We start from the raw sequence: 17,800 nt of genomic DNA on the forward strand, positions 1-17,800 counted from the left end.
CGTGCACCGTGCCTATGTGTATCGAGAGGTTCCTCGTGTCACTCACCTCGCCCGTCATGCGACCGCAGGAAACAGCCGAATCCCCGGCGCCGGAAGGCGTACCGTCCGACGGTACGACCGTCGAGGCGGGCGGCGGATTCACCCTGTCCCACGGTGACGAGGGGGACGCGCCGGCGCAGCAGGTCGCCGGCGCCGGAGCCTCCGCCGACCCGGTCAAGGACTACCTCAAACTGATCGGCAAGGTCCCGCTGCTCAACGCCGAGCAGGAGGTGGAGCTGGCCAAGCGCGTCGAGGCCGGCCTGTTCGCCCAGGAGAAGCTGGACACCGGCGAGCCCGCCGGCACGCTCCGGCGCGAGCTGGAGATCCTGGTCGCGGACGGCGCACGTGCCAAGGAGCACCTGGTCGAGGCCAACCTGCGGCTCGTCGTCTCGCTCGCCAAGCGCTACACCGGACGCGGGATGCTCTTCCTGGACCTGATCCAGGAGGGCAACCTCGGTCTGATCCGCGCGGTCGAGAAGTTCGACTACGTCAAGGGATTCAAATTCTCGACGTACGCGACCTGGTGGATTCGCCAGGCCATCACCCGCGCGATGGCCGACCAGGCCCGCACCATCCGCATTCCCGTCCACATGGTGGAGATCATCAACAAGGTGGCGCGCATTCAGCGCCAGCTGCTCCAGGACACCGGCCGCGAACCCACCCCGGAAGAACTGGCCAAGGAACTCGACATGGCCCCGGAAAAGGTCATCGAGGTACAGAAATACGGCCGTGAACCGATATCCCTGCACACCCCGCTGGGTGACGAGGGCGACAGCGAGTTCGGCGACCTGATCGAGGACACCGAAGCCGTCGTCCCCGCGGAGGCCGTCGGATTCTCCTTCCTCCAGCAGCAGCTGCGCTCCATCCTGGAGACGCTGGCCGACCGCGAGGCGGGCGTCGTCTCCATGCGCTACGGCCTCAAGGACGGGCAGCCCAAGACGCTCGACGAGATCGGCAAGGTCTACGGCGTCACGCGTGAGCGGATCCGCCAGATCGAGAACAAGACCATGTCGAAGCTCCGCCACCCGTCGCGTTCGCAGTTGCTGCGCGACTATCTGGACTAGGCGGAGTCGGAGGACCGGCCCCGGCTCCAGGACCGGCTCCGAAGCGGGAGGGCACGCGCCCCGGAGTGGGAAGGCGCGCATCCCGGGGCCGGAGGGCGTGCGCCCCGTTCAATGCGCCCTCCGCGGCCCGGTGACCGGCCGCCGTGCCCCTGTTAGCCTCGCAGCAGCGGCTCGCGGGGGACGGGGGTCCGGGATGAGGTCCGCAGCAGCGAAAGCCGGTCGTGTCACCGCCACGGTGGTGTTGGTGTTCCTCGCCGGCACCACGGCCTGCGCGCGGTCCGGCGGGCCGCCCGGTCCTGGCGGGGTGCCGTCCGGTGCGGCTTCCGACGGTGCGGCGTCGTCCGCGCCGTCCCAGGGCGGCACGGCGGGCACCGGCGCGGTGGACGCCGGAAGCGGCTCGCGGGGTGGCGACGGGAGTGCCCCGGCCTCGTACAGCCAGGGCGGCGACCCGGTCCGGCAGGTGCCGGAGCCGCCGGTGGACACCGGGGAGTCGGAGACGACCGGCGTCGGCAGCACCCCCAGCGGCGACCACCAGTCGCCCGTGCCCTCGTGCACCGGCCTCTCGGGCGAAGAGGCCATGTGCCGGACGAAGGATTCCTCACCGTCGACGACCGAGAGTTCGCCCAGTCCTTCGACGACCGGACCCGAGCAGCCCGGGGAGCGCGGACCGTCCGAGGAGACGTCCGAGAAGTCGCGGCAGTCCGAGCGGTCCGCGCCGGACGCGGACACCGGCCGGCCCGGCCCCACCCCGGCCGCCACCTACGCACCCTGACCCGGCGATGGGCGCCCCGTCCGCCGTACCGGGCGAACCACCGGGCGAAGCGGGTGATCCGGCCGCAGTATCGGGCGAACCACCGGGCGAAGCGGGTGATCCGGCCGCAGTATCGGGCGATCCGCCGGCCGTACCGGCCGATCCGGCCGTACCGGCCGATCCGGCCGTCACCGCAGCCCCCGCCGGTGCCCGCACCCGCGCCCGGCGCCGCAGACAGCTGCGCCGGAACGCCCCGCCGTCACGCGCGTCCGGCCCTGATACCCGCGCTGCCCCCGGTGCGCCGCCGCAGCCCGGCCAGCGGTTCGAGTTCCTCAACACCGTGCTGGGCGCCGGATCGCTCGTCGGCGGCCTGATGTTCTACGCGGGCGTCATGCACAGCAGCGCCTACTTCGCCTACTTCCACATCCGCGCGTCGGTCCTCGGCTTCGGCTTCCCGCAGATGATCATCTGGAGCCTGCGCCTGGTGACCCTCCCCGTCCTCGTCGGCCTCGCCCTCCTGGCCATGGCCCCGCGGCTGCCGGAACTCCTCGTCTCGCTCCGCGTCCCGCACCGCGTCACCCTCGGGATGCGTCGTGCCGCCCGGGCCGTTGCCCGCCAGTACGCGCTGTGCGTGGCCGCCGGCGTCGTGCTGATGCTGCTGTGGCAGCACATCCAGCCGTACGGGTGGGCGGCGCCCTTGCTGGTGGCCACCGGCCTCGCCCTGGGACAGAGTGACGCGGCGAATCCCGGCAGCCCGGCGCGCGGTCCGTGGCGCCGGGGCTTCCCGGTCGCCGCGGCGGCGCTGTTCCTCGTGTGGGCCGTCGCCCTGGTCGCGGGCCACCTCGGTACGCAGGACGCCCGCTCGGTCGCCGCCCACCTCGTCCGCCGCCCCGCCGTCGTCGTCCTGAGCACCGAACGCCTCAGCCTGACCGGCCCCGGCCTGGCGACCGAGACGCTCCCGGGCATGCACTACCGCTACCGCTACACCGGGCTGCGCCTGATCCTGGAACGCGACCGCCGTTACTACGTCCTCCCCGTCGGCTGGCGCGCCCGTACCGACCCCGCGTTCGTCATCGAGGACGACGACACGATCCTGGTCCAGCTCATGCCGGGCACCCAGCCCCGGGAGGGAGCCGGGTTGCGGTGAAGGGGCGGGGGAGTCCGCCGGAGTGCTCGGCCGGGCACGAATGTGGTCCAGCGTGCAACCATCCGGCACCTGTACCGGTCTGGCCTCGTATGAACGGATCGATGACGGGGACACGGTCGCAGTGCGTGGCGGGGGCCGCGGCAGCCGTGGTGCTGGTGACGCTGGCCGTGACGGTGACGGCCGGCGCCGAGGCTCCGGTGGCCGCCGGCGCCGGCGGGACGCCCGCCACGGGGCCGGAGCTGACGCTCACCGGCATGAGGACCACGTACCACCTCCCCCGGGCCGGCTCGCCGGTCCGGGACGGCACCCAGGGGGAGTACCAGATCACCTTGAAGGCCCGGGAGCCGCACGTCGTCCAGGACGTGAAGGTGAGCGTCGACCTGTCCGCCCTCAAGGGCAGGGCGGACGTCGCCTGGGTGAACAAGGGATTCCAGTGCGGCATGGCGGGACAGTTCATGACGTGCGCGCTGGGCGACACCGAACAGGGCGCGCACTTCACCCCGTTCACCCTGACCCCGCGCCCAGGGGCCGCCCCGGGACCGGCCGGAGCGATGACCACCACCGTGACTAGCGCCAACGCGCCCACCGTCCGGCACACCACCCAGGTGATCGTCGGCGCGCCCGTCAGCACGGCCCGCCAACACCCCGAGCGGACCGGAGCCGAGCCCGGCTCCGCACCACGGCCGGCGCCCGCCTCCGGGAACACAGGGTGACACCGGCCGCGACGGCGGCCTCACCGCGCTCGTCGAAGACCGACTGGCCTCCGACACCCGGATGCCCTGCCCGAAGAACTTCACCGACGACGGTCGAGTACACCGGCTGAGCCTGGACCCCGCGGACGGCTCGCCGCGCAAAGCCGTTCCGCCGCGCGGCCGTTGGCCGTACCGTTCGGTGCGTTACGTGCGTCCCCGCACCGCACGGTGCGCCCGGCAGACGACCGCAGGAGGACATGTGACCAGCGCAGTCGAGCACAGCTCCGTCGAGGTGAACGGCGTCCGGCTGCACATCGCCGAGCAGGGGCAGGGGCCGCTGGTCCTGCTCCTGCACGGCTTCCCGGAATGCTGGTACTCCTGGCGCCACCAGTTCGCGCCGCTGGCCGCTGCCGGATACCGGGTCGTGGCGCCGGACCAGCGCGGCTACGCGCGCAGCGACCAGCCGGCCGACATCGCCTCGTACACCATGCTGCACCTGACCGGTGACGTGATCGGTCTGATCCACGCGCTGGGGGAGGAGCAGGCGGTCGTCGTCGGCCACGACTGGGGCGCCCCGGTGGCCTGGACGACGGCACTGCTGCGCCCGGACGTGGTGCGCGGTGTCGTCGGACTGAGCGTGCCGCCGGCCCCGCGCTCGCCCGTGGCGCCGCTGGCCCGCCTGCGGGAGCTGCTCGGGGACGGCTTCTACCAGGTCTACTTCCAGGAACCGGGCGTCGCCGACGCCGAGCTGGCCCAGAACCCCACCGCCACCTTCCGCGCCATGCTGTCCAACGGCTCCGGCGACAGCCCGTTCACCGACCCGCCCCGCCCGTGGGTCATCCCGGAGGGCGCCAAGCTGCTGGACGCGATGGAGGAGCCCGAGGAGCTGCCCGGCTGGCTGACCGAGGAAGACGTTCAGACCTTCGTCGGCGAGTTCGCCCGGCACGGTACCCGTGCCTTCACCGGCGGCCTGAACTGGTACCGCAACATCGACCGCAACTGGGAACTGCTCGCGCCGTTCCAGGGTCGCGGCATCGACATGCCCGCCCTGTACATGGCGGGCGACCGCGACCTGGTCCGGGCCTTCCCCGGCGTCGACGAGCTGCTGCCCGCCCTGGAACGGGCGATGCCGAACCTGCGCCAGGTCCCGGCCCTGTCCGGCTGCGGCCACTGGACGCAGCAGGAACGGCCGGACGAGGTCAGCGCCGCGCTGCTGGAGTTCCTGGCGGAGCTGCCCGCGGCGAAGTGAGAGCAGAGACGGGGGCGCACGCCTTTTACGGGCGTGCGCCCCCGCCCCGTCGGACGAGCCCGGCGAGCACCCGGACGAACCCGGCCGGCTGAAGCACCCGACGTGCGATGCGGCCAGGTCGTACACGTCAGCGTGCCGGCCCGGGCGAACATGCGCCCCTGGACGGCGAGCGGGATGCCGCGCCCTCCACCCCGGGCACTACACCGTGACCTCGGCCTCTTCCGCCGTCTCCCGCGCGCGCCCGTCGAGCTTGCTGTGCCGCCGGCCGTACCCGAAGTACAGCGCGAGGCCCACCGCGAGCCAGACCAGGAAGCCGACCCAGGTGATCACCTGGAGGTTGAGCATCAGGTACAGGCAGCACAGCAGCGAGACCAGCGGGATGAACGGCACCCACGGCGTACGGAAGGCCCGGGGCAGGTCGGGTGCCGTACGCCGCATGATCAGTACGCTGGCCGAGACCGACGCGAAGGCGAACAGGGTGCCGATGTTGACCATTTCGGCGAGCAGGTCGAACTTCAGGAAGGCCGCCAGCGCCGCCATGATCAGGGCCAGCACCACCAGGTTGATCTTCGGGGTGCCGTGCCGCGGGTCCACCTTGTACAGCGCCTTCGGCAGCAGCCCGTCACGGGCCATCGCGAAGATCACCCGGCTCTGCGACCGGAAACAGATCAGACTCACCGCGGCCAGGCCGACCACCGCGCCGAGGCTGATGACCGTGGCGAAGAAAGGATGGCCCTTGGCGGTGAACGCGTCGGCCAGCGGAGCCTTGACCGACAGCTGCGAATAGTGCTGCATTCCGGTGACCACCAGGCACACCGCCACGTACAGCACGGTGACGACGACCAGTGAGGCGATGATGCCGATGGGCAGATCGCGCTGCGGCCGGCGGGTCTCCTCGGCGGAGGTCGCCACCATGTCGAAACCGATGTAGGCGAAGAAGACCATGGCGGCGGCGCTCAGAATTCCGCTGATGCCGAATGCCGTCGGGGTGATGCCCGTCAAAAGCTGCAACACCGGAGCCTGCAGCCCGGACACCTCGGCGGTGTGCTGGGCCTCCGGCACGAAGGGGCTGTAATTCGCGGTGTCGATGAAGAACAGCCCCGCGACGATCACCAGCAGCACAATCGCCAGCTTGATGCCGACCAGCACATTGGTGACGCCTTTCGACAGCTTTCCGCCGACGACGAGCACCGCACCCAGGACGAGCACCAGAAGCGCCGCGGGAAGATTCACCACGGCGTCGTCGCCCCCGCTCAGCGCGGCGGGAAGATGCAGGCCGACGCCGTTCAGCATCGACTGCAGATAGCCGGACCAGCCGACCGCCACCACCGCCGTGGCCAGGGTCAGTTCCAGGCTCAGCGCCCAGCCGATGATCCAGGCCGGCAGTTCGCCCAGCGAGGTGTACGAATACGAGTACGCGGAGCCCGCCACCGGGACCGACGAGGCGAATTCGGCGTAACACAGGGCGGCGCAGGCGCAGACCGCGGCGGCGACGACGAAGGAGAGCGCCACGGCGGGACCGGCCATGTTCCGGGCCACCGTACCCGTGAGCACGAAGATTCCGGTGCCGAGAATGACACCGACCCCGAGGATGGTCAGATCGAACGCGGAAAGGTCCCGGCGAAGTTGTTGTTCGCCCTCTCCGCGAGCCTCCTTGACGGCTCGCTCCAGGGGCTTTTTGCGCAGCAGACTCACGGTGGGTATTCCGAACTCTCTCAGGGGTACGGGAAACGGTCGTACGCGTTCCCGGTCGGAGTGTCCGTCAGGCGTCCGCGTCCTCGCAACGTAACGCTCCGGCGTCTCAAATACTGGGACCGGCGCCGGGACGCGGCGCACCGCCCGCACGGAAGAACCGACCCGGTACGCCCTGGCCCGGGCACGCCGCCGCGGCCGGAATTCCCGTCGGCGTGCCGGACCCGTCGGCTACAGTGGAGGACATGGCTTCCTGGTACTACTTCATCTGAGACCGGGCGTGACCGCGAGCGGCTGACTCTTCGCCGCCCCGCCGTACGACCGGCAGCGCCGCCGCCCGCGCAGGACCACCTGCCCGGGCCGCCGCGCCGATTCCGCGGTCACCTTCTTTCCGCAGCCGCATTCCACCGCGTCACCGCGTGCTGCCCTCCCGGCCTCCAACGGAATCCGGCCCCCGCGCGCACGGCGCGCGGCGCGGCCACGACGTACCCAGGGAATTCCCGTGCGCCATCGCGCCCAACTGACCATGAAGGACGTCTCCCGCGCCTACGGCGACCGCACCGTGCTGGAGCAGGTCTCGCTGACCGTGCGCCCCGGCGAAAGAGTCGGCGTCATCGGAGAGAACGGCTCCGGCAAATCCACCCTGCTCCGCCTGCTGGCCGGAGCCGAGAAACCGGACACGGGCGAGATCACCGCGTCCTTCCCCGGCGGCACCGGCCACCTCGGCCAGACCTCGGACCTCGACCCCCGCGGCACCGTCCAGGACGCCGTCGACGCCGCCCTCGCCGAACTGCGCGCCCTCGAAGCCCGGATGCGCGCCGCGGAAGCCGCCCTGGCCACCGCGACACCGGACGAACTCGACGCGTACGGCGAGCTGTTGACCACGTACGAGGAACGCGACGGCTACCGGGCGGACGCCCGCGTGGCCGCGGCCCTGCACGGCCTCGGCCTGGGCCACCTCACCCGCGACCGGGTGCTCGGCTCGCTCTCCGGCGGCGAACAGTCGCGGCTCTCGCTCGCCTGCGTACTCGCCGCCGCGCCCGAACTGCTCCTGCTGGACGAGCCGACCAACCACCTCGACCACCAGGCCGTCACCTGGCTGGCGGCGCACCTGAAAGCGCACCGCGGCACGGTGGTCGTCGTCACCCACGACCGTGTCCTGCTCGAAGCGGTCACCTCCGGCATCCTGGAGGTCGACCGCGACCTGCGGACCGTCATCCGGTACGGCGACGGCTGGCAGGGCTACCGCACGGCGAAGGCCGCGGCCCGCCGCCGCTGGGCGCAGGACCACGAGGAGTGGCGGGCGGAGGTCGCCCGGACCGCCGAGCTGGCGGAGTCGGCCGGCCGGCGGCTCGCCGGCACCGGCAAAGACCCCCACGAAGGCTTCGGCAAGCACCGACGTTCGCACGAGGCGAAGCTGTCCGGCCAGGTCAGAGCGGCCAGACAGCGACTGGACCGGCTCCGGAGCCACCCGGTGCCACCGCCTCCCGTACCCCTCCGGTTCACGGCGGACCTGCGGACGTGCACGGACCTGCGGACGTACGCGGACGGGACGCGCGCGGCGGCCGACGGACCGTACGCGACAGCGGGCAGTCCGGCACTGACGGCGGGCAGTCCGGCCCCGACAGGCGGCGACCCCGGCACGGCCGCCGCCGAGTCCGCCACCCCCCACCGCCCCCTCGCCGAACTGACCGGCATCACCGTCGGCGACCGGCTCCGCATCGCGGACCTGACCGTGCTGCCGGGCGACCGCCTCCTGGTGACCGGCCCCAACGGCGCGGGCAAGACCACCCTGCTGCGCGTCCTCGCCGGCGACCTGAGCCCCGACACGGGCACCGTGCGCCGGCCGGCCCGAATCGGATACCTGGCGCAGGAACTGTCCGCCGCACCGCCCCGCCGGCCCCTGCTCGCCGCCTTCGCCGCCGGGCTTCCCGGCCCGCCCGAGGAGCATGCGCCCGGTCTGCTGGCCCTCGGCCTGTTCCGGGAGGAGGACCTGACGGTTCCCGTGGCGGCCCTCTCCGTCGGCCAGCGGCGACGGCTGGAACTGGCGCGCCTGGTGACGCGCCCCGCCGACCTGCTCGTCCTGGACGAGCCGACCAACCACGTTTCCCTCGCCCTGGTCGAGGAGCTGGAGGAGGCGCTGTCCGCCTACCGCGGCGCGGTGGTCGTGGTCTCCCACGACCGTCGCTTCCGCAGCGGGTTCCGCGGGCGCGAGCTGGAGCTCGACGGGGGCCGGGCAGTGGGGGAGCGCGAGCGCGTCGCGCGGAGCCGCTGAACGACGGGGACGGAGGGCGCGCTCCGGGTGCGCCCTCCGCCCCGAGGGCCGAGAGTGGAGAGAAGGCCCGCGAGGGAAGGGTGAAGGAGCAATCAGCCCGGTGGCGGGGGCATGGCGGCGTGGTGATCGGGCACGCGTGCGGACACGCCGGACGGTGACGCGCGGCCGGGGACCGGACGGTGTACGCGTCCGTGGGAACAGTGCACGGCACTCGGAACCGGCTGGTGGTCGGCACCCGATCGCCCCTGCTGCACAGCCCACGAACACCACCGGCCACGGGCCCCACACCGAACCGCCCGCACACGTTGCAACCGTCGAAAACCGGGCACCCGCAACACCGTCAAGACATCACGGCATCCAAGCCATCATCACCGCCAAGGCTGTCACGACTGTCAGTCGGTGACCCGCGAATCCTGAGGAGGAAGCGCCATGCACCTTTCGCTCCTTCAACCGATCATCGACCGGCCGGGCCCCTGGGCATCCGTGTACGCCGAGGTGCCGCACAGCACCGAGGACGCGGCCAAGCAGCGCGAACTGTCGGCGGACGCGGCGGCCCGGCAGCTCGCGGAGCAAGGGGCGGACCGGGCCACGTGCGACGCCGTACGCGAGGCCCTGGCCGGCGTCCGCGCCGACGGGGACGGCGCGGCCCTGGCCGGGCACGCCGTCTTCGCCACGGACGGCGAGGTCGTCCTGGACGCGCCGCTCTCCGGACGCCCCGCCAGGTCGTTCGCGACCTGGTCGCCGCTGCCCAGGATCACCCCGTGGGCCGAGGCCGCGGCGGACGACACCCGGTGCCTCGTCGTGTACGTGGACCGGGAGGGAGCCGACTTCGCGCTGCACAGCGACCAGGGCACCCGGGACGCCGGCACGGTCGAAGGCCTGGACTGGCCGATCCACCGCACCTCGACGGCGGACTGGTCCGAACGCCACTTCCAGACCGCGGTCGAGAACACCTGGGACCAGAACGCCGGCGACATCGCCGAGGCCGCGCAGCGGGTCTTCGACAGCTGCGGCGCCAAGGTCATGCTCCTGGCCGGCGACCCCCGCGAACGCCGCACGGTCCACGAAAAGCTCCCCGAGCAACTGCGCGCCGTGACCTACGAGACCGACCACGGCGGCCGGGCCGCGGGTTCCGAGAGCACCGCGCTGGAACGCGACATCGCCCATGTACGCGCCGCCCACGAGCGCGACCACGTGACGGACGTCCTCGACCGCTTCCGGGCGGGTGCCGGAGTGGGCGGCACGGACCCCGCGTACGCCGCCACCGGCGTGCCGGCTCTCGTCGAGGCAGCACGCGAACACCGCATCGACACCCTGATCATCACCCCCGGCGGCGCCGACGCCGGCCGTGAGGTCTGGGTGGGCCCCGGCGCCGACCAACTGGCGGTCCGCAACTCCGAACTCCAGTACCTCGGCGAGACCAACCCGTCCGCTGCCCGCGCCGACGACGCCCTGCTCCGCTCGGCCGCCGCCAACGGCGCCGACGCCGTGGTCGTCCGCGACCCCTCCGAAGCCCCGGCCGGCGGCCTCGGCGCCATCCTCCGCTGGAGCACACCGACCCAGCACGAGTAGGGCCACGGCCGGTTCGCCACCGGTGCCCGGGCAGTGCGAAGACTGCCCGGGCACCGGTGTTCCGCGTGTGCGCGGGCGGTACGGGAGACCGGTCGAGGCAGGTCGGAACCAGCCTCGGCCGACCCGGATCCGGTCAACTCCGGTACCGGGCATGGCAGTACGACCGGCCGTACATCTAGAGTCCTAAAGTGCTAGGAGCCTAGATGAATAGAGTTTTCCCGTGATGGAGTTTCACCTTGACACCCGGTCCGGTGTCGCGCCGTACCTGCAACTGGTCCAGCAGGTACGCCAGGCCCTGCGGCTGGGTCTGCTGTCCGAGGGGGACCGTCTGCCCACGGTCAAGGACGTCGCCGCCCAGGTGGCGGTCAACCCCAACACCGTCCTCAAGGCCTACCGGGAGCTCGAGCACCAGGGCCTCGCCGCGCCCAAGCCCGGTGTCGGCACCTTCGTGACCGGCACGCTCGGCGACTTCTCGACCGCCGAACACGAGCCGCTGCGCCAGGAGTTGCTGCGCTGGCTCGGCAGGGCGCGGACCGCCGGGCTGGACGCGGAGAGCATCGAGGCCCTGTTCCGGACCACGTTCCGTACGCACACCGAAGAGGAGACATGACCGCGATTGTCGAAACCGCAGGCCTGGGCAAGCGGTACGGGCGCCGGCAGGCACTGTCCGACTGCACCCTGAGTGTGCCGAGGGGGCGGGTGGTCGGACTGGTCGGCCCCAACGGCGCAGGGAAATCCACCCTGTTACAACTGGCCTGCGGGTTGATCACTCCGACCTCGGGCACCATCACGGTACTCGGCGGCCCTCCCGCGTCCGGCCCGGAACAGCTGGCGAAAGTCGGCTTCGTCGCCCAGGACGCACCGGCCTACGCCGCTCTGACCGTCGCCGACCACCTGCGCCTGGGGGCCCGTCTCAACCCGGGCTGGGACGCCCGGCTCGCGGACGACCGGATCCGCCGTATCGGTCTCGACCCCGGCCAGCGGGCCGGTGATCTCTCCGGCGGGCAGCGCGCCCAGCTCGCCCTGACCCTCGCGGTCGCGAAACGGCCCGACCTGCTGCTTCTGGACGAGCCGGTGGCCGCACTGGACCCGCTGTCGCGGCGCGAATTCCTGCGCGGCCTCATGGAGTTCGTGGCGGAGCACGAAGCCACCGTCATCCTCTCCTCGCACCTCGTCTCCGACCTGGAACGGGTCTGCGACCACCTGATCTCCCTCGTCGCCTCCCGCGTCCGGCTCGCGGGCGACGTCGAGGAACTGCTCGCCACCCACTTCCGCCTCACCACGGCGCGCCGCGACGTCGAGAGCCTGCCGGACGGCCTGGAGGTCGTCCGGGCCGCCCACACCGGCCGGCAGAGCACCTTCGTGGTACGTGCCGAGACGGCCGTCCATGACCCGTCCTGGGCCATGGAACCGCTCGACCTGGAGGACCTTGTGCTCACCTACCTGGAGCCGGCCGGAGCCGCGCCCGGCACCCGACCCGTACGGGAGACGCTGAGATGATCTGGCTGACCTGGCGACAGTTACGCGTCCACGTCCTCGTCGCCCTCGGCGTCCTGGCCGCGTTCGCCGTTCTCCTCCTGTTCACCGGCCTGCGGATGCGGCACTCCTACGACACCGCCGTCGCCGGCTGCGCGAGCGGCTGTGACGCGGTCAGGGCGGACTTCCTCTCCGGGTACACCGGTCTCTCCTACCTCGCCACGGGGCTGATGATCGCCGCTCCCGGCCTCCTCGGTGTCTTCTGGGGCGCGCCGCTGGTCGCCCGCGAACTGGAGACGGGAACCCACCGGCTGGTCTGGAACCAGAGCGTCACCCGCACCCGCTGGCTCGCGGTCAAGCTCGCCACCGTCGGTCTGGCCGCCGTCACCGTCACCGGACTGCTCAGTCTCCTGGTGACGTGGTGGGCCGGTCCGTTCGACCGGGTGACCATGGACCGGTTCTCGCCCCTGCTGTTCAGCGCGCGCGGCATCGTGCCCCTCGGCTACGCGGCCTTCGCGTTCACCGTCGGCGCCTGCGCCGGGCTGCTGATCCGCCGGACCGTACCCGCCATGGCCGTCACCCTGGCTGTCTTCGCCGCCGTCCAGATCCTGGTGCCGCTCGCGGTCCGCCCGTACCTCCAGGCGCCGGTGCACACCGATGTCGCGCTCGTCTTCCCGCCGACCGGGTCCGACCGCTTCACGTTCGTCAGGTCCGGCTCCGGCTCCGACGTCCACGTGGACGTACGGGTGTCCAGACCCGGCGACTGGGTCGTTTCCGGGACCACCCCGATCCTCGACCGCTCGGGCCGCCAGACCAGCGGCAGTCTGGCCTGCGCGAAGAGCGCGGCGCCGGCCGGCGGCGAGGAGGCGTCAGGCTGCTCCGACCCGACGGGCCTGCACACACGGATCGCCTATCAGCCCGCCGACCGCTACTGGGCCTTCCAGTGGTCCGAAACCGCGGTCTACCTCGCCCTCGCCGTACTGTCGGGCGGCTTCTGCTCCTGGTGGCTGCGCCGTCGCAGGAGCTGATCGGTCCGGACCCCCGCGGCGCGCTCCTTCCGCCGGGGCCGGCCGTCAGGTCCAGGGCCGCCCCGGCAGACGGGGCCGAGCTGGTCAGGCGGAGCCGTGGGAACCGGCTGAAGGTGCCGTGACCTGCTTGCTGCCGGCCTTGGTGAAGACCGTCACGTCAACTCGACCTTCCTTTCGCTCGTCCTCCTGTGGCCCACGTTCGCAGGCTAGGAGCGGGCGGGCAGGGCGGGCAGGGCGCACGTTCCGCGCCCGGTCGCGGGATGCGGGCGCACGCCGGGCGGTGCGGCGCGTCCGTCCCACTGGGCGCGGGTGACTCACGGGGAAGGGCCGGTCTCGGCTGCGGACGGACGGCGGGCAGCCCTGGGCCCCGTGGAGGTCACCGCGTTACGGTCCATGACCGTGGACCGCTGAACCGAGAACACCATGCAGGCGCGCACCGGCCCCCGTGGGGCGCGCGCCGACGAGGAGGTCACCTTGGCCCGTACCGCCCCGACTCCGGACGCCGCGATCCGCACCCGGCTCGACGCCGTTCGTGACGCGCTGCTGTCGCTCGCCCGCGACCTCCACGCACACCCCGAGACGGCTTTCGCCGAGCACCGTGCGGCCGATGCCCTGACCCGCCTGCTGGCGGACGCCGGCTTCGCCGTGGAACGCGGCACGGCCGGGCTGCCGACCGCCTTCACGGCCACCGCGGGACCGGCCGACGCCGACCTGACCGTGGGGCTGTGCCTGGAGTACGACGCGCTGCCCGGCCTCGGCCACGCCTGCGGGCACAACCTGATCGCCGCCGCGGGGGCGGGCGCCGCCATCGCGCTCGCGGCGGCTGCCGGTGACCTCGGGCTGCGGGTGAAGGCGCTGGGTACGCCGGCGGAGGAAGGAGGCGGCGGCAAGATCCTCATGCTGGACGCGGGCGCCTTCGACGACGTGTCGTGCGCGATGATGGTCCACCCGGGCCCGGCGGACGATTTCGGCGGTACGTCCCGGGCATCACGCGGCGTGAAGGCGGAGTACCGGGGCCGTGCCGCGCACGCGGCCGTCGCCCCGCACGACGGCCTGAACGCCGCCGACGCGTGTGTGGTCGCGCAGACCGCGCTGGCCCTGCTGCGCCAGCAACTGCCCGACGGCGTACGGATGCACGGCATCGTCACGCACGGCGGCGACCGCACCAACATCATCCCGGCGCGGTCCCGGATGAGCTGGCAGCTGCGCGCCGACACCCTGGACGGACTGGAGGCCCTGTGGCCCCGTGTCCGGGCCTGCTTCGAGGCGGGCGCGATGGCCACCGGCTGCGAGCTGACGCTGACCGAGCCGGCCCCCGCCTACGCCGACCTGCGCCAGGACGTGTGGCTGGGCGACACCTACGCGCGGCACGTACGGGCGCTGGGCCGTGACCCCGAGCCCGCGGCCTTCATCGGGGCCTCCACCGACATGGGCAACATCAGCCACTTCCTGCCCGCCATCCACCCCACCATCGGCCTGTCCTGTCGTGCTCGGCCGCATACGGCCGAGTTCGCCGCGGCGTCCGTCGGTGAGAACGCCGACCGCGCGGTGTCGGACGCGGCCCTGGCCATGGCTCTGACGGCCGCGGACCTGGCCGGTGACCCGGACCAGCGGGCCCGGGTCACGGCGGCGCACCGGGCCCGGGCCGGTGGGGCGGGCCCGCGTCAGCGGCGCTCGTCGGCCGGTTCGCCCTTGGGGTGACCGGCCGCGTTCTGCTGCTCCTCCAGGTTCGTGGAGAACGTGTCCCCTTCCTTGCCGACCCGCTCGTCCTCGTTCTCGTCGCCCGTGACGTCCAGCTCCGCGTCCTCGAACTCCTTGATCACCTCGTCGGCGGCGGAGTCGGTGGGCTTGCGGTCGTTTCCCATGGAGCAGTCCTTCCTGTGGGCCCGTCGGCCGTGCGGTCCGGCGGGCCGGTCGTCCGGCCGGCGCCCCGCGGCCCCGGCCTGCGGGGCGGCGCGGTGGCCGGGCACCCGTTTCCCACCGGGTGCCGCACGCCCCAGCGGGTTCCCTGCCGTGCGGTGATCATGCCCGGAGCGGCGGCGGGCCGTTCGCCCGTACGGGTTTCCCGTGCCGTACGGGGGCTACCCGGTGCTGCGGCCGTTCGCGGCGGACCGGGGCGGGCGTCCGGCCGGTCCGCCGCGCCACCGAGACCAGGAGGTGTGTGGGATGTTCCGAGCGATCGCGGACGTGCTGAGGGCCGTGGGCAGCACGCTCGCGGCAGTGGTCACACTGCCGTTCAGGGCGCTGGCCCGGTTGTTCGGGGGTGCTTCGCGTTCGGCCCGCTGATTCCGCCGCTGATGCAGCCGGAAAACCGGAAAAACCGGAAAAACTGCAAAAGCCGTAAAAACCATAAAGACCGGAAAAGGCGTACGGCCGCGTGACGGCCGTACGCCTTCGCGCTGGTGCGCCGGGTCTCAGCCGGCCGGCGCCGGCCGACCCCAGTGCCGGTGTGCCGCGACCGCGTCCGCGAACGCTCCCGTGAAGGCCTGGGCCGTCGCGCCGTCCGGCAGCCGGTCCGTGACGATGCCCAGTTCGGAGACGGTCGAGTCCCCGTCGGCGGCCGTACGCAGCTCGTCCGGGAGCAGGCCGGCCAGCTTGTCCACGCTCGTGCCCAGGGCGCCGACCGGCTTGCCGTGGCGGTAGGCGTTGCGGACGAACCGCAGGGCCGCGTCGTCGGCCGCCGCGTTGCCGGAGTCCAGCCCGCCCGGGGGCAGCAGCACCGCGTCGTAGAGCACCGAGGCGACGGTGGGCAGCGCCCGGTCCACGGCGAGCGTGCTGCCGTCCTTGTCCTGGACGGTGCCGTCCTGCGGGGCGAGCAGTTCCACGATCGCGCCGCGTTCGGTCAGCGCGTCACGGACCGCGATCGTCGGGGCGGCGTCCACACCGTCGGAGACCAGCACGGCGATCTGCCGGGTGCTGATCGAGCCGTCCCCGCGGTTGTTCTCCAGGCTCAGCGCGGGGGAGAGGGCCGGCCGCGGCGTGTCCGGGCGCTCCGGCGGCGCGGGTACGCCGATGCCCTCGGCGACCGCGACGGCCAGCGCGTGGTCCACGTACGAGAGCTGCTCGACCGTACGGGCGCGGACTTCCTTGGCGCCCACCTTGCCCAGCTCGAAGCGGAACGCGTCGACGATGTGCTGCTGCTCCCAGTCGGCCATGCTGTGCCAGAACATCGCGGTCTGGGTGTAGTGGTCCGCGAAGCTGGGGCTGCGGCGGCGGATCTTGTGACCGTCCACGCGCTCGGTGTAGTGCCGGAAGGCCGGGTCGTCCGGGTCGGCCAGGGCCGGGCAGCCGCCGCCGAGCGAGTTCGGGTGGTAATTGGCGCCGCGGTGGATCTCGTTCTGGTGGTATCCGTCGCGCTGGTGGTTGCGGACCGGGGCGACCGGCCGGTTCACCGGGAGCTGGGCGAAGTTCGGTCCGCCGAGCCGGATGAGCTGGGTGTCCAGGTAGGAGAAGTTGCGGGCCTGGAGCAGCGGGTCGTTGGTGAAGTCGATGCCCGGCACGACGTTCGCCGTGTGGAAGGCGACCTGCTCGGTCTCGGCGAAGAAGTTGTCGGGGTTGCGGTCGAGCACCATCCGGCCGATGGGCTGCACCGGGACCTGCTCCTCCGGGATGATCTTGGTGGCGTCCAGCAGGTCGAAGTCGAAAGCGTGCTCGTCGGACTCCGGTACGAGCTGCACGCCCAGCTCCCACTCGGGGTACCGGCCGGCCTCGATGGCGTCCCACAGGTCCCGGCGGTTGAAGTCGGGGTCCCGGCCCTGGGTCTCCTGGGCCTCGTCCCACACCAGGGAGTGCACGCCCAGCTTCGGCTTCCAGTGGAATTTCACGAAGGTGCCTTGACCCTGCGCGTTGACGAACCGGAAGGTGTGCACGCCGAAGCCCTGCATCATCCGGTAGCTGCGCGGGATGGCCCGGTCCGACATCAGCCACATGATCGTGTGCAGCGTCTCGGGCTGCAGGGAGACGAAGTCCCACAGCGTGTCGTGTGCGGACGCACCCGTCGGTATGTCGTTGTGCGGCTCCGGTTTCACCGCGTGCACGAAGTCCGGGAACTTGATGCCGTCCTGGATGAAGAAGACCGGGAAGTTGTTCCCCACCAGGTCGTAATTGCCCTCCGAAGTGTAGAACTTCGTCGCGAAACCACGTACGTCACGCACGGTGTCGGCGGAGCCGCGCGGGCCCTGCACGGTGGAGAACCGGACGAACACCGGAGTCTTCACGGTCGGGTCCTGGAGAAAGGCTGCCCGGGTGAATTCGGCGCACGACCGGTAAGGCTGGAAATAGCCGTACGCACCCGCGCCGCGCGCGTGCACCACCCGCTCCGGAATCCGCTCGTGGTCGAAGCGGGTGATCTTCTCCCGGAAGTGGAAATCCTCCATCAGCGTGGGGCCGCGCTCGCCGGCCTGCAGAGAATCGTCGGTGTGGTCGACCGGCACACCCTGGTCGGTCGTCATGGGCCCGGAATCCGGGGCTGCGGCACGGAAGCGGTCACGCTGTTCTTGTTTCGGATCGGCCATCGGAATACTGCTCCTTGTCTGCCCTGTCCACGCGCGTAAGGGCGCCCGCACGGCGAATGCGCGCCGCGTCCGGCGGCCCGTCGCAAGGGCACTCCGCAAGGCCGGGTATCCGATCGGCCGAATGGTCAAACGTGCGTTTCGGGCCGGTCGGATGACGGCGTGCAGCGACGCGTGAGCGCTCCGCAGGCGAGTCGGCGCTGATCGTCCTATGCTCGGGGGTACAGACGTTGGGCGTATGCCGCGTGCCTGGTCGGACCCGGTATGCGGGCAACGTGAGGTTGTCCGGCCGGTGTGCCTCCGC

General features: G+C 72.1%; 14 protein-coding genes and 1 pseudogene. 12 read left to right on the plus strand and 3 right to left on the minus strand.

Going from position 1 to position 17,800, the window contains the following annotated elements; translation table 11 throughout:
* Nucleotides 1-83: 83 nt before the first annotated feature.
* The 5 genes and pseudogenes from ACZ4Z1_RS33140 to ACZ4Z1_RS33160 form a co-directional block, all read left to right on the plus strand.
* Nucleotides 84-1,103, plus strand: a pseudogene (locus ACZ4Z1_RS33140) (RNA polymerase sigma factor); the annotation flags it as partial.
* 193 nt (nucleotides 1,104-1,296) lie between these two features.
* The gene (locus ACZ4Z1_RS33145) at nucleotides 1,297-1,875 is read left to right on the plus strand and encodes a hypothetical protein (RefSeq protein ID WP_468490361.1); all 579 of its coding nucleotides are present in this window, start codon (nucleotides 1,297-1,299) and stop codon (nucleotides 1,873-1,875) included.
* A gap of 7 nt (nucleotides 1,876-1,882) precedes the next feature.
* Entirely contained in the window at nucleotides 1,883-3,001 is a 1,119-nt protein-coding gene (locus ACZ4Z1_RS33150; RefSeq protein WP_468490362.1) for a hypothetical protein, read from the plus strand.
* A gap of 101 nt (nucleotides 3,002-3,102) precedes the next feature.
* On the plus strand, nucleotides 3,103-3,714 hold the full coding sequence (locus ACZ4Z1_RS33155) for a hypothetical protein (protein ID WP_468490363.1): 612 nt from the start codon (nucleotides 3,103-3,105) through the stop codon (nucleotides 3,712-3,714).
* A 238-nt stretch (nucleotides 3,715-3,952) separates the two neighbouring features.
* Nucleotides 3,953-4,942, plus strand: coding sequence for an alpha/beta fold hydrolase (locus tag ACZ4Z1_RS33160; RefSeq protein ID WP_468490364.1), 990 nt, complete (start codon nucleotides 3,953-3,955; stop codon nucleotides 4,940-4,942).
* Nucleotides 4,943-5,140: 198 nt separating this feature from the next.
* On the opposite strand, the gene ACZ4Z1_RS33165 is transcribed toward ACZ4Z1_RS33160, so the two are convergent.
* Nucleotides 5,141-6,637 (minus strand): amino acid permease, encoded by a 1,497-nt coding sequence (locus ACZ4Z1_RS33165; protein ID WP_468490365.1) that lies wholly within the window; start codon nucleotides 6,635-6,637, stop codon nucleotides 5,141-5,143.
* Nucleotides 6,638-7,160: 523 nt separating this feature from the next.
* On the opposite strand from ACZ4Z1_RS33165, the gene ACZ4Z1_RS33170 reads away from it, so the two are divergent.
* The 6 genes from ACZ4Z1_RS33170 to ACZ4Z1_RS33195 all read left to right on the plus strand — a co-directional run bounded on the left by ACZ4Z1_RS33170 (nucleotide 7,161) and on the right by ACZ4Z1_RS33195 (nucleotide 14,686).
* Entirely contained in the window at nucleotides 7,161-8,909 is a 1,749-nt protein-coding gene (locus tag ACZ4Z1_RS33170) for an ABC-F family ATP-binding cassette domain-containing protein (RefSeq protein ID WP_468490388.1), read from the plus strand.
* Nucleotides 8,910-9,338: 429 nt separating this feature from the next.
* Nucleotides 9,339-10,481: a baeRF2 domain-containing protein gene (locus ACZ4Z1_RS33175; RefSeq protein WP_468490366.1), complete on the plus strand. Its 1,143-nt coding sequence runs from the start codon at nucleotides 9,339-9,341 to the stop codon at nucleotides 10,479-10,481.
* A gap of 223 nt (nucleotides 10,482-10,704) precedes the next feature.
* On the plus strand, nucleotides 10,705-11,091 hold the full coding sequence (locus tag ACZ4Z1_RS33180; protein WP_468490367.1) for a GntR family transcriptional regulator: 387 nt from the start codon (nucleotides 10,705-10,707) through the stop codon (nucleotides 11,089-11,091).
* Nucleotides 11,088-11,981: an ABC transporter ATP-binding protein gene (locus tag ACZ4Z1_RS33185; protein WP_468490368.1), complete on the plus strand. Its 894-nt coding sequence runs from the start codon at nucleotides 11,088-11,090 to the stop codon at nucleotides 11,979-11,981. Before ACZ4Z1_RS33180 ends, ACZ4Z1_RS33185 begins: the two co-directional genes overlap by 4 nt.
* Nucleotides 11,978-12,985: an ABC transporter permease subunit gene (locus ACZ4Z1_RS33190; RefSeq protein ID WP_468490369.1), complete on the plus strand. Its 1,008-nt coding sequence runs from the start codon at nucleotides 11,978-11,980 to the stop codon at nucleotides 12,983-12,985. Before ACZ4Z1_RS33185 ends, ACZ4Z1_RS33190 begins: the two co-directional genes overlap by 4 nt.
* 423 nt (nucleotides 12,986-13,408) lie before the next feature.
* Complete coding sequence (locus tag ACZ4Z1_RS33195; protein ID WP_468490370.1) at nucleotides 13,409-14,686, plus strand: amidohydrolase; 1,278 nt, start codon at nucleotides 13,409-13,411, stop codon at nucleotides 14,684-14,686.
* On the opposite strand, the gene ACZ4Z1_RS33200 is transcribed toward ACZ4Z1_RS33195, so the two are convergent.
* Nucleotides 14,650-14,850, minus strand: a complete 201-nt coding sequence (locus ACZ4Z1_RS33200) for a hypothetical protein (RefSeq protein ID WP_468490371.1) — start codon at nucleotides 14,848-14,850, stop codon at nucleotides 14,650-14,652. The genes ACZ4Z1_RS33195 and ACZ4Z1_RS33200 overlap by 37 nt on opposite strands.
* A gap of 301 nt (nucleotides 14,851-15,151) precedes the next feature.
* On the opposite strand from ACZ4Z1_RS33200, the gene ACZ4Z1_RS33205 reads away from it, so the two are divergent.
* A complete protein-coding gene (locus tag ACZ4Z1_RS33205; protein ID WP_280526800.1) occupies nucleotides 15,152-15,271 on the plus strand; it encodes an LPFR motif small protein in 120 nt (39 codons plus the stop codon).
* A gap of 128 nt (nucleotides 15,272-15,399) precedes the next feature.
* Here the strand turns inward: ACZ4Z1_RS33205 and ACZ4Z1_RS33210 are convergent, their stop codons facing one another.
* Nucleotides 15,400-17,499: a catalase gene (locus ACZ4Z1_RS33210; protein ID WP_468490372.1), complete on the minus strand. Its 2,100-nt coding sequence runs from the start codon at nucleotides 17,497-17,499 to the stop codon at nucleotides 15,400-15,402.
* Between the last annotated feature and the right edge of the window lie 301 nt (nucleotides 17,500-17,800).

The sequence above is a fragment of the Streptomyces sp. NPDC030165 genome (genome assembly GCF_055573595.1).

Bases quoted from the DNA above. Each gene is read 5' to 3' on its own strand.
- ACZ4Z1_RS33145 (WP_468490361.1), top strand. From the start codon at position 1,297: ATGAGGTCCGCAGCAGCGAAAGCCGGTCGTGTCACCGCCACGGTGGTG.
- ACZ4Z1_RS33150 (WP_468490362.1), top strand. From the start codon at position 1,883: ATGGGCGCCCCGTCCGCCGTACCGGGCGAACCACCGGGCGAAGCGGGT.
- ACZ4Z1_RS33155 (WP_468490363.1), top strand. From the start codon at position 3,103: ATGACGGGGACACGGTCGCAGTGCGTGGCGGGGGCCGCGGCAGCCGTG.
- ACZ4Z1_RS33170 (WP_468490388.1), top strand. From the start codon at position 7,161: ATGAAGGACGTCTCCCGCGCCTACGGCGACCGCACCGTGCTGGAGCAG.
- ACZ4Z1_RS33175 (WP_468490366.1), top strand. From the start codon at position 9,339: ATGCACCTTTCGCTCCTTCAACCGATCATCGACCGGCCGGGCCCCTGG.
- ACZ4Z1_RS33180 (WP_468490367.1), top strand. From the start codon at position 10,705: ATGGAGTTTCACCTTGACACCCGGTCCGGTGTCGCGCCGTACCTGCAA.
- ACZ4Z1_RS33185 (WP_468490368.1), top strand. From the start codon at position 11,088: ATGACCGCGATTGTCGAAACCGCAGGCCTGGGCAAGCGGTACGGGCGC.
- ACZ4Z1_RS33190 (WP_468490369.1), top strand. From the start codon at position 11,978: ATGATCTGGCTGACCTGGCGACAGTTACGCGTCCACGTCCTCGTCGCC.
- ACZ4Z1_RS33195 (WP_468490370.1), top strand. From the start codon at position 13,409: ATGCAGGCGCGCACCGGCCCCCGTGGGGCGCGCGCCGACGAGGAGGTC.
- ACZ4Z1_RS33200 (WP_468490371.1), bottom strand. From the start codon at position 14,850: ATGGGAAACGACCGCAAGCCCACCGACTCCGCCGCCGACGAGGTGATC.
- ACZ4Z1_RS33205 (WP_280526800.1), top strand. From the start codon at position 15,152: ATGTTCCGAGCGATCGCGGACGTGCTGAGGGCCGTGGGCAGCACGCTC.
- ACZ4Z1_RS33210 (WP_468490372.1), bottom strand. From the start codon at position 17,499: ATGGCCGATCCGAAACAAGAACAGCGTGACCGCTTCCGTGCCGCAGCC.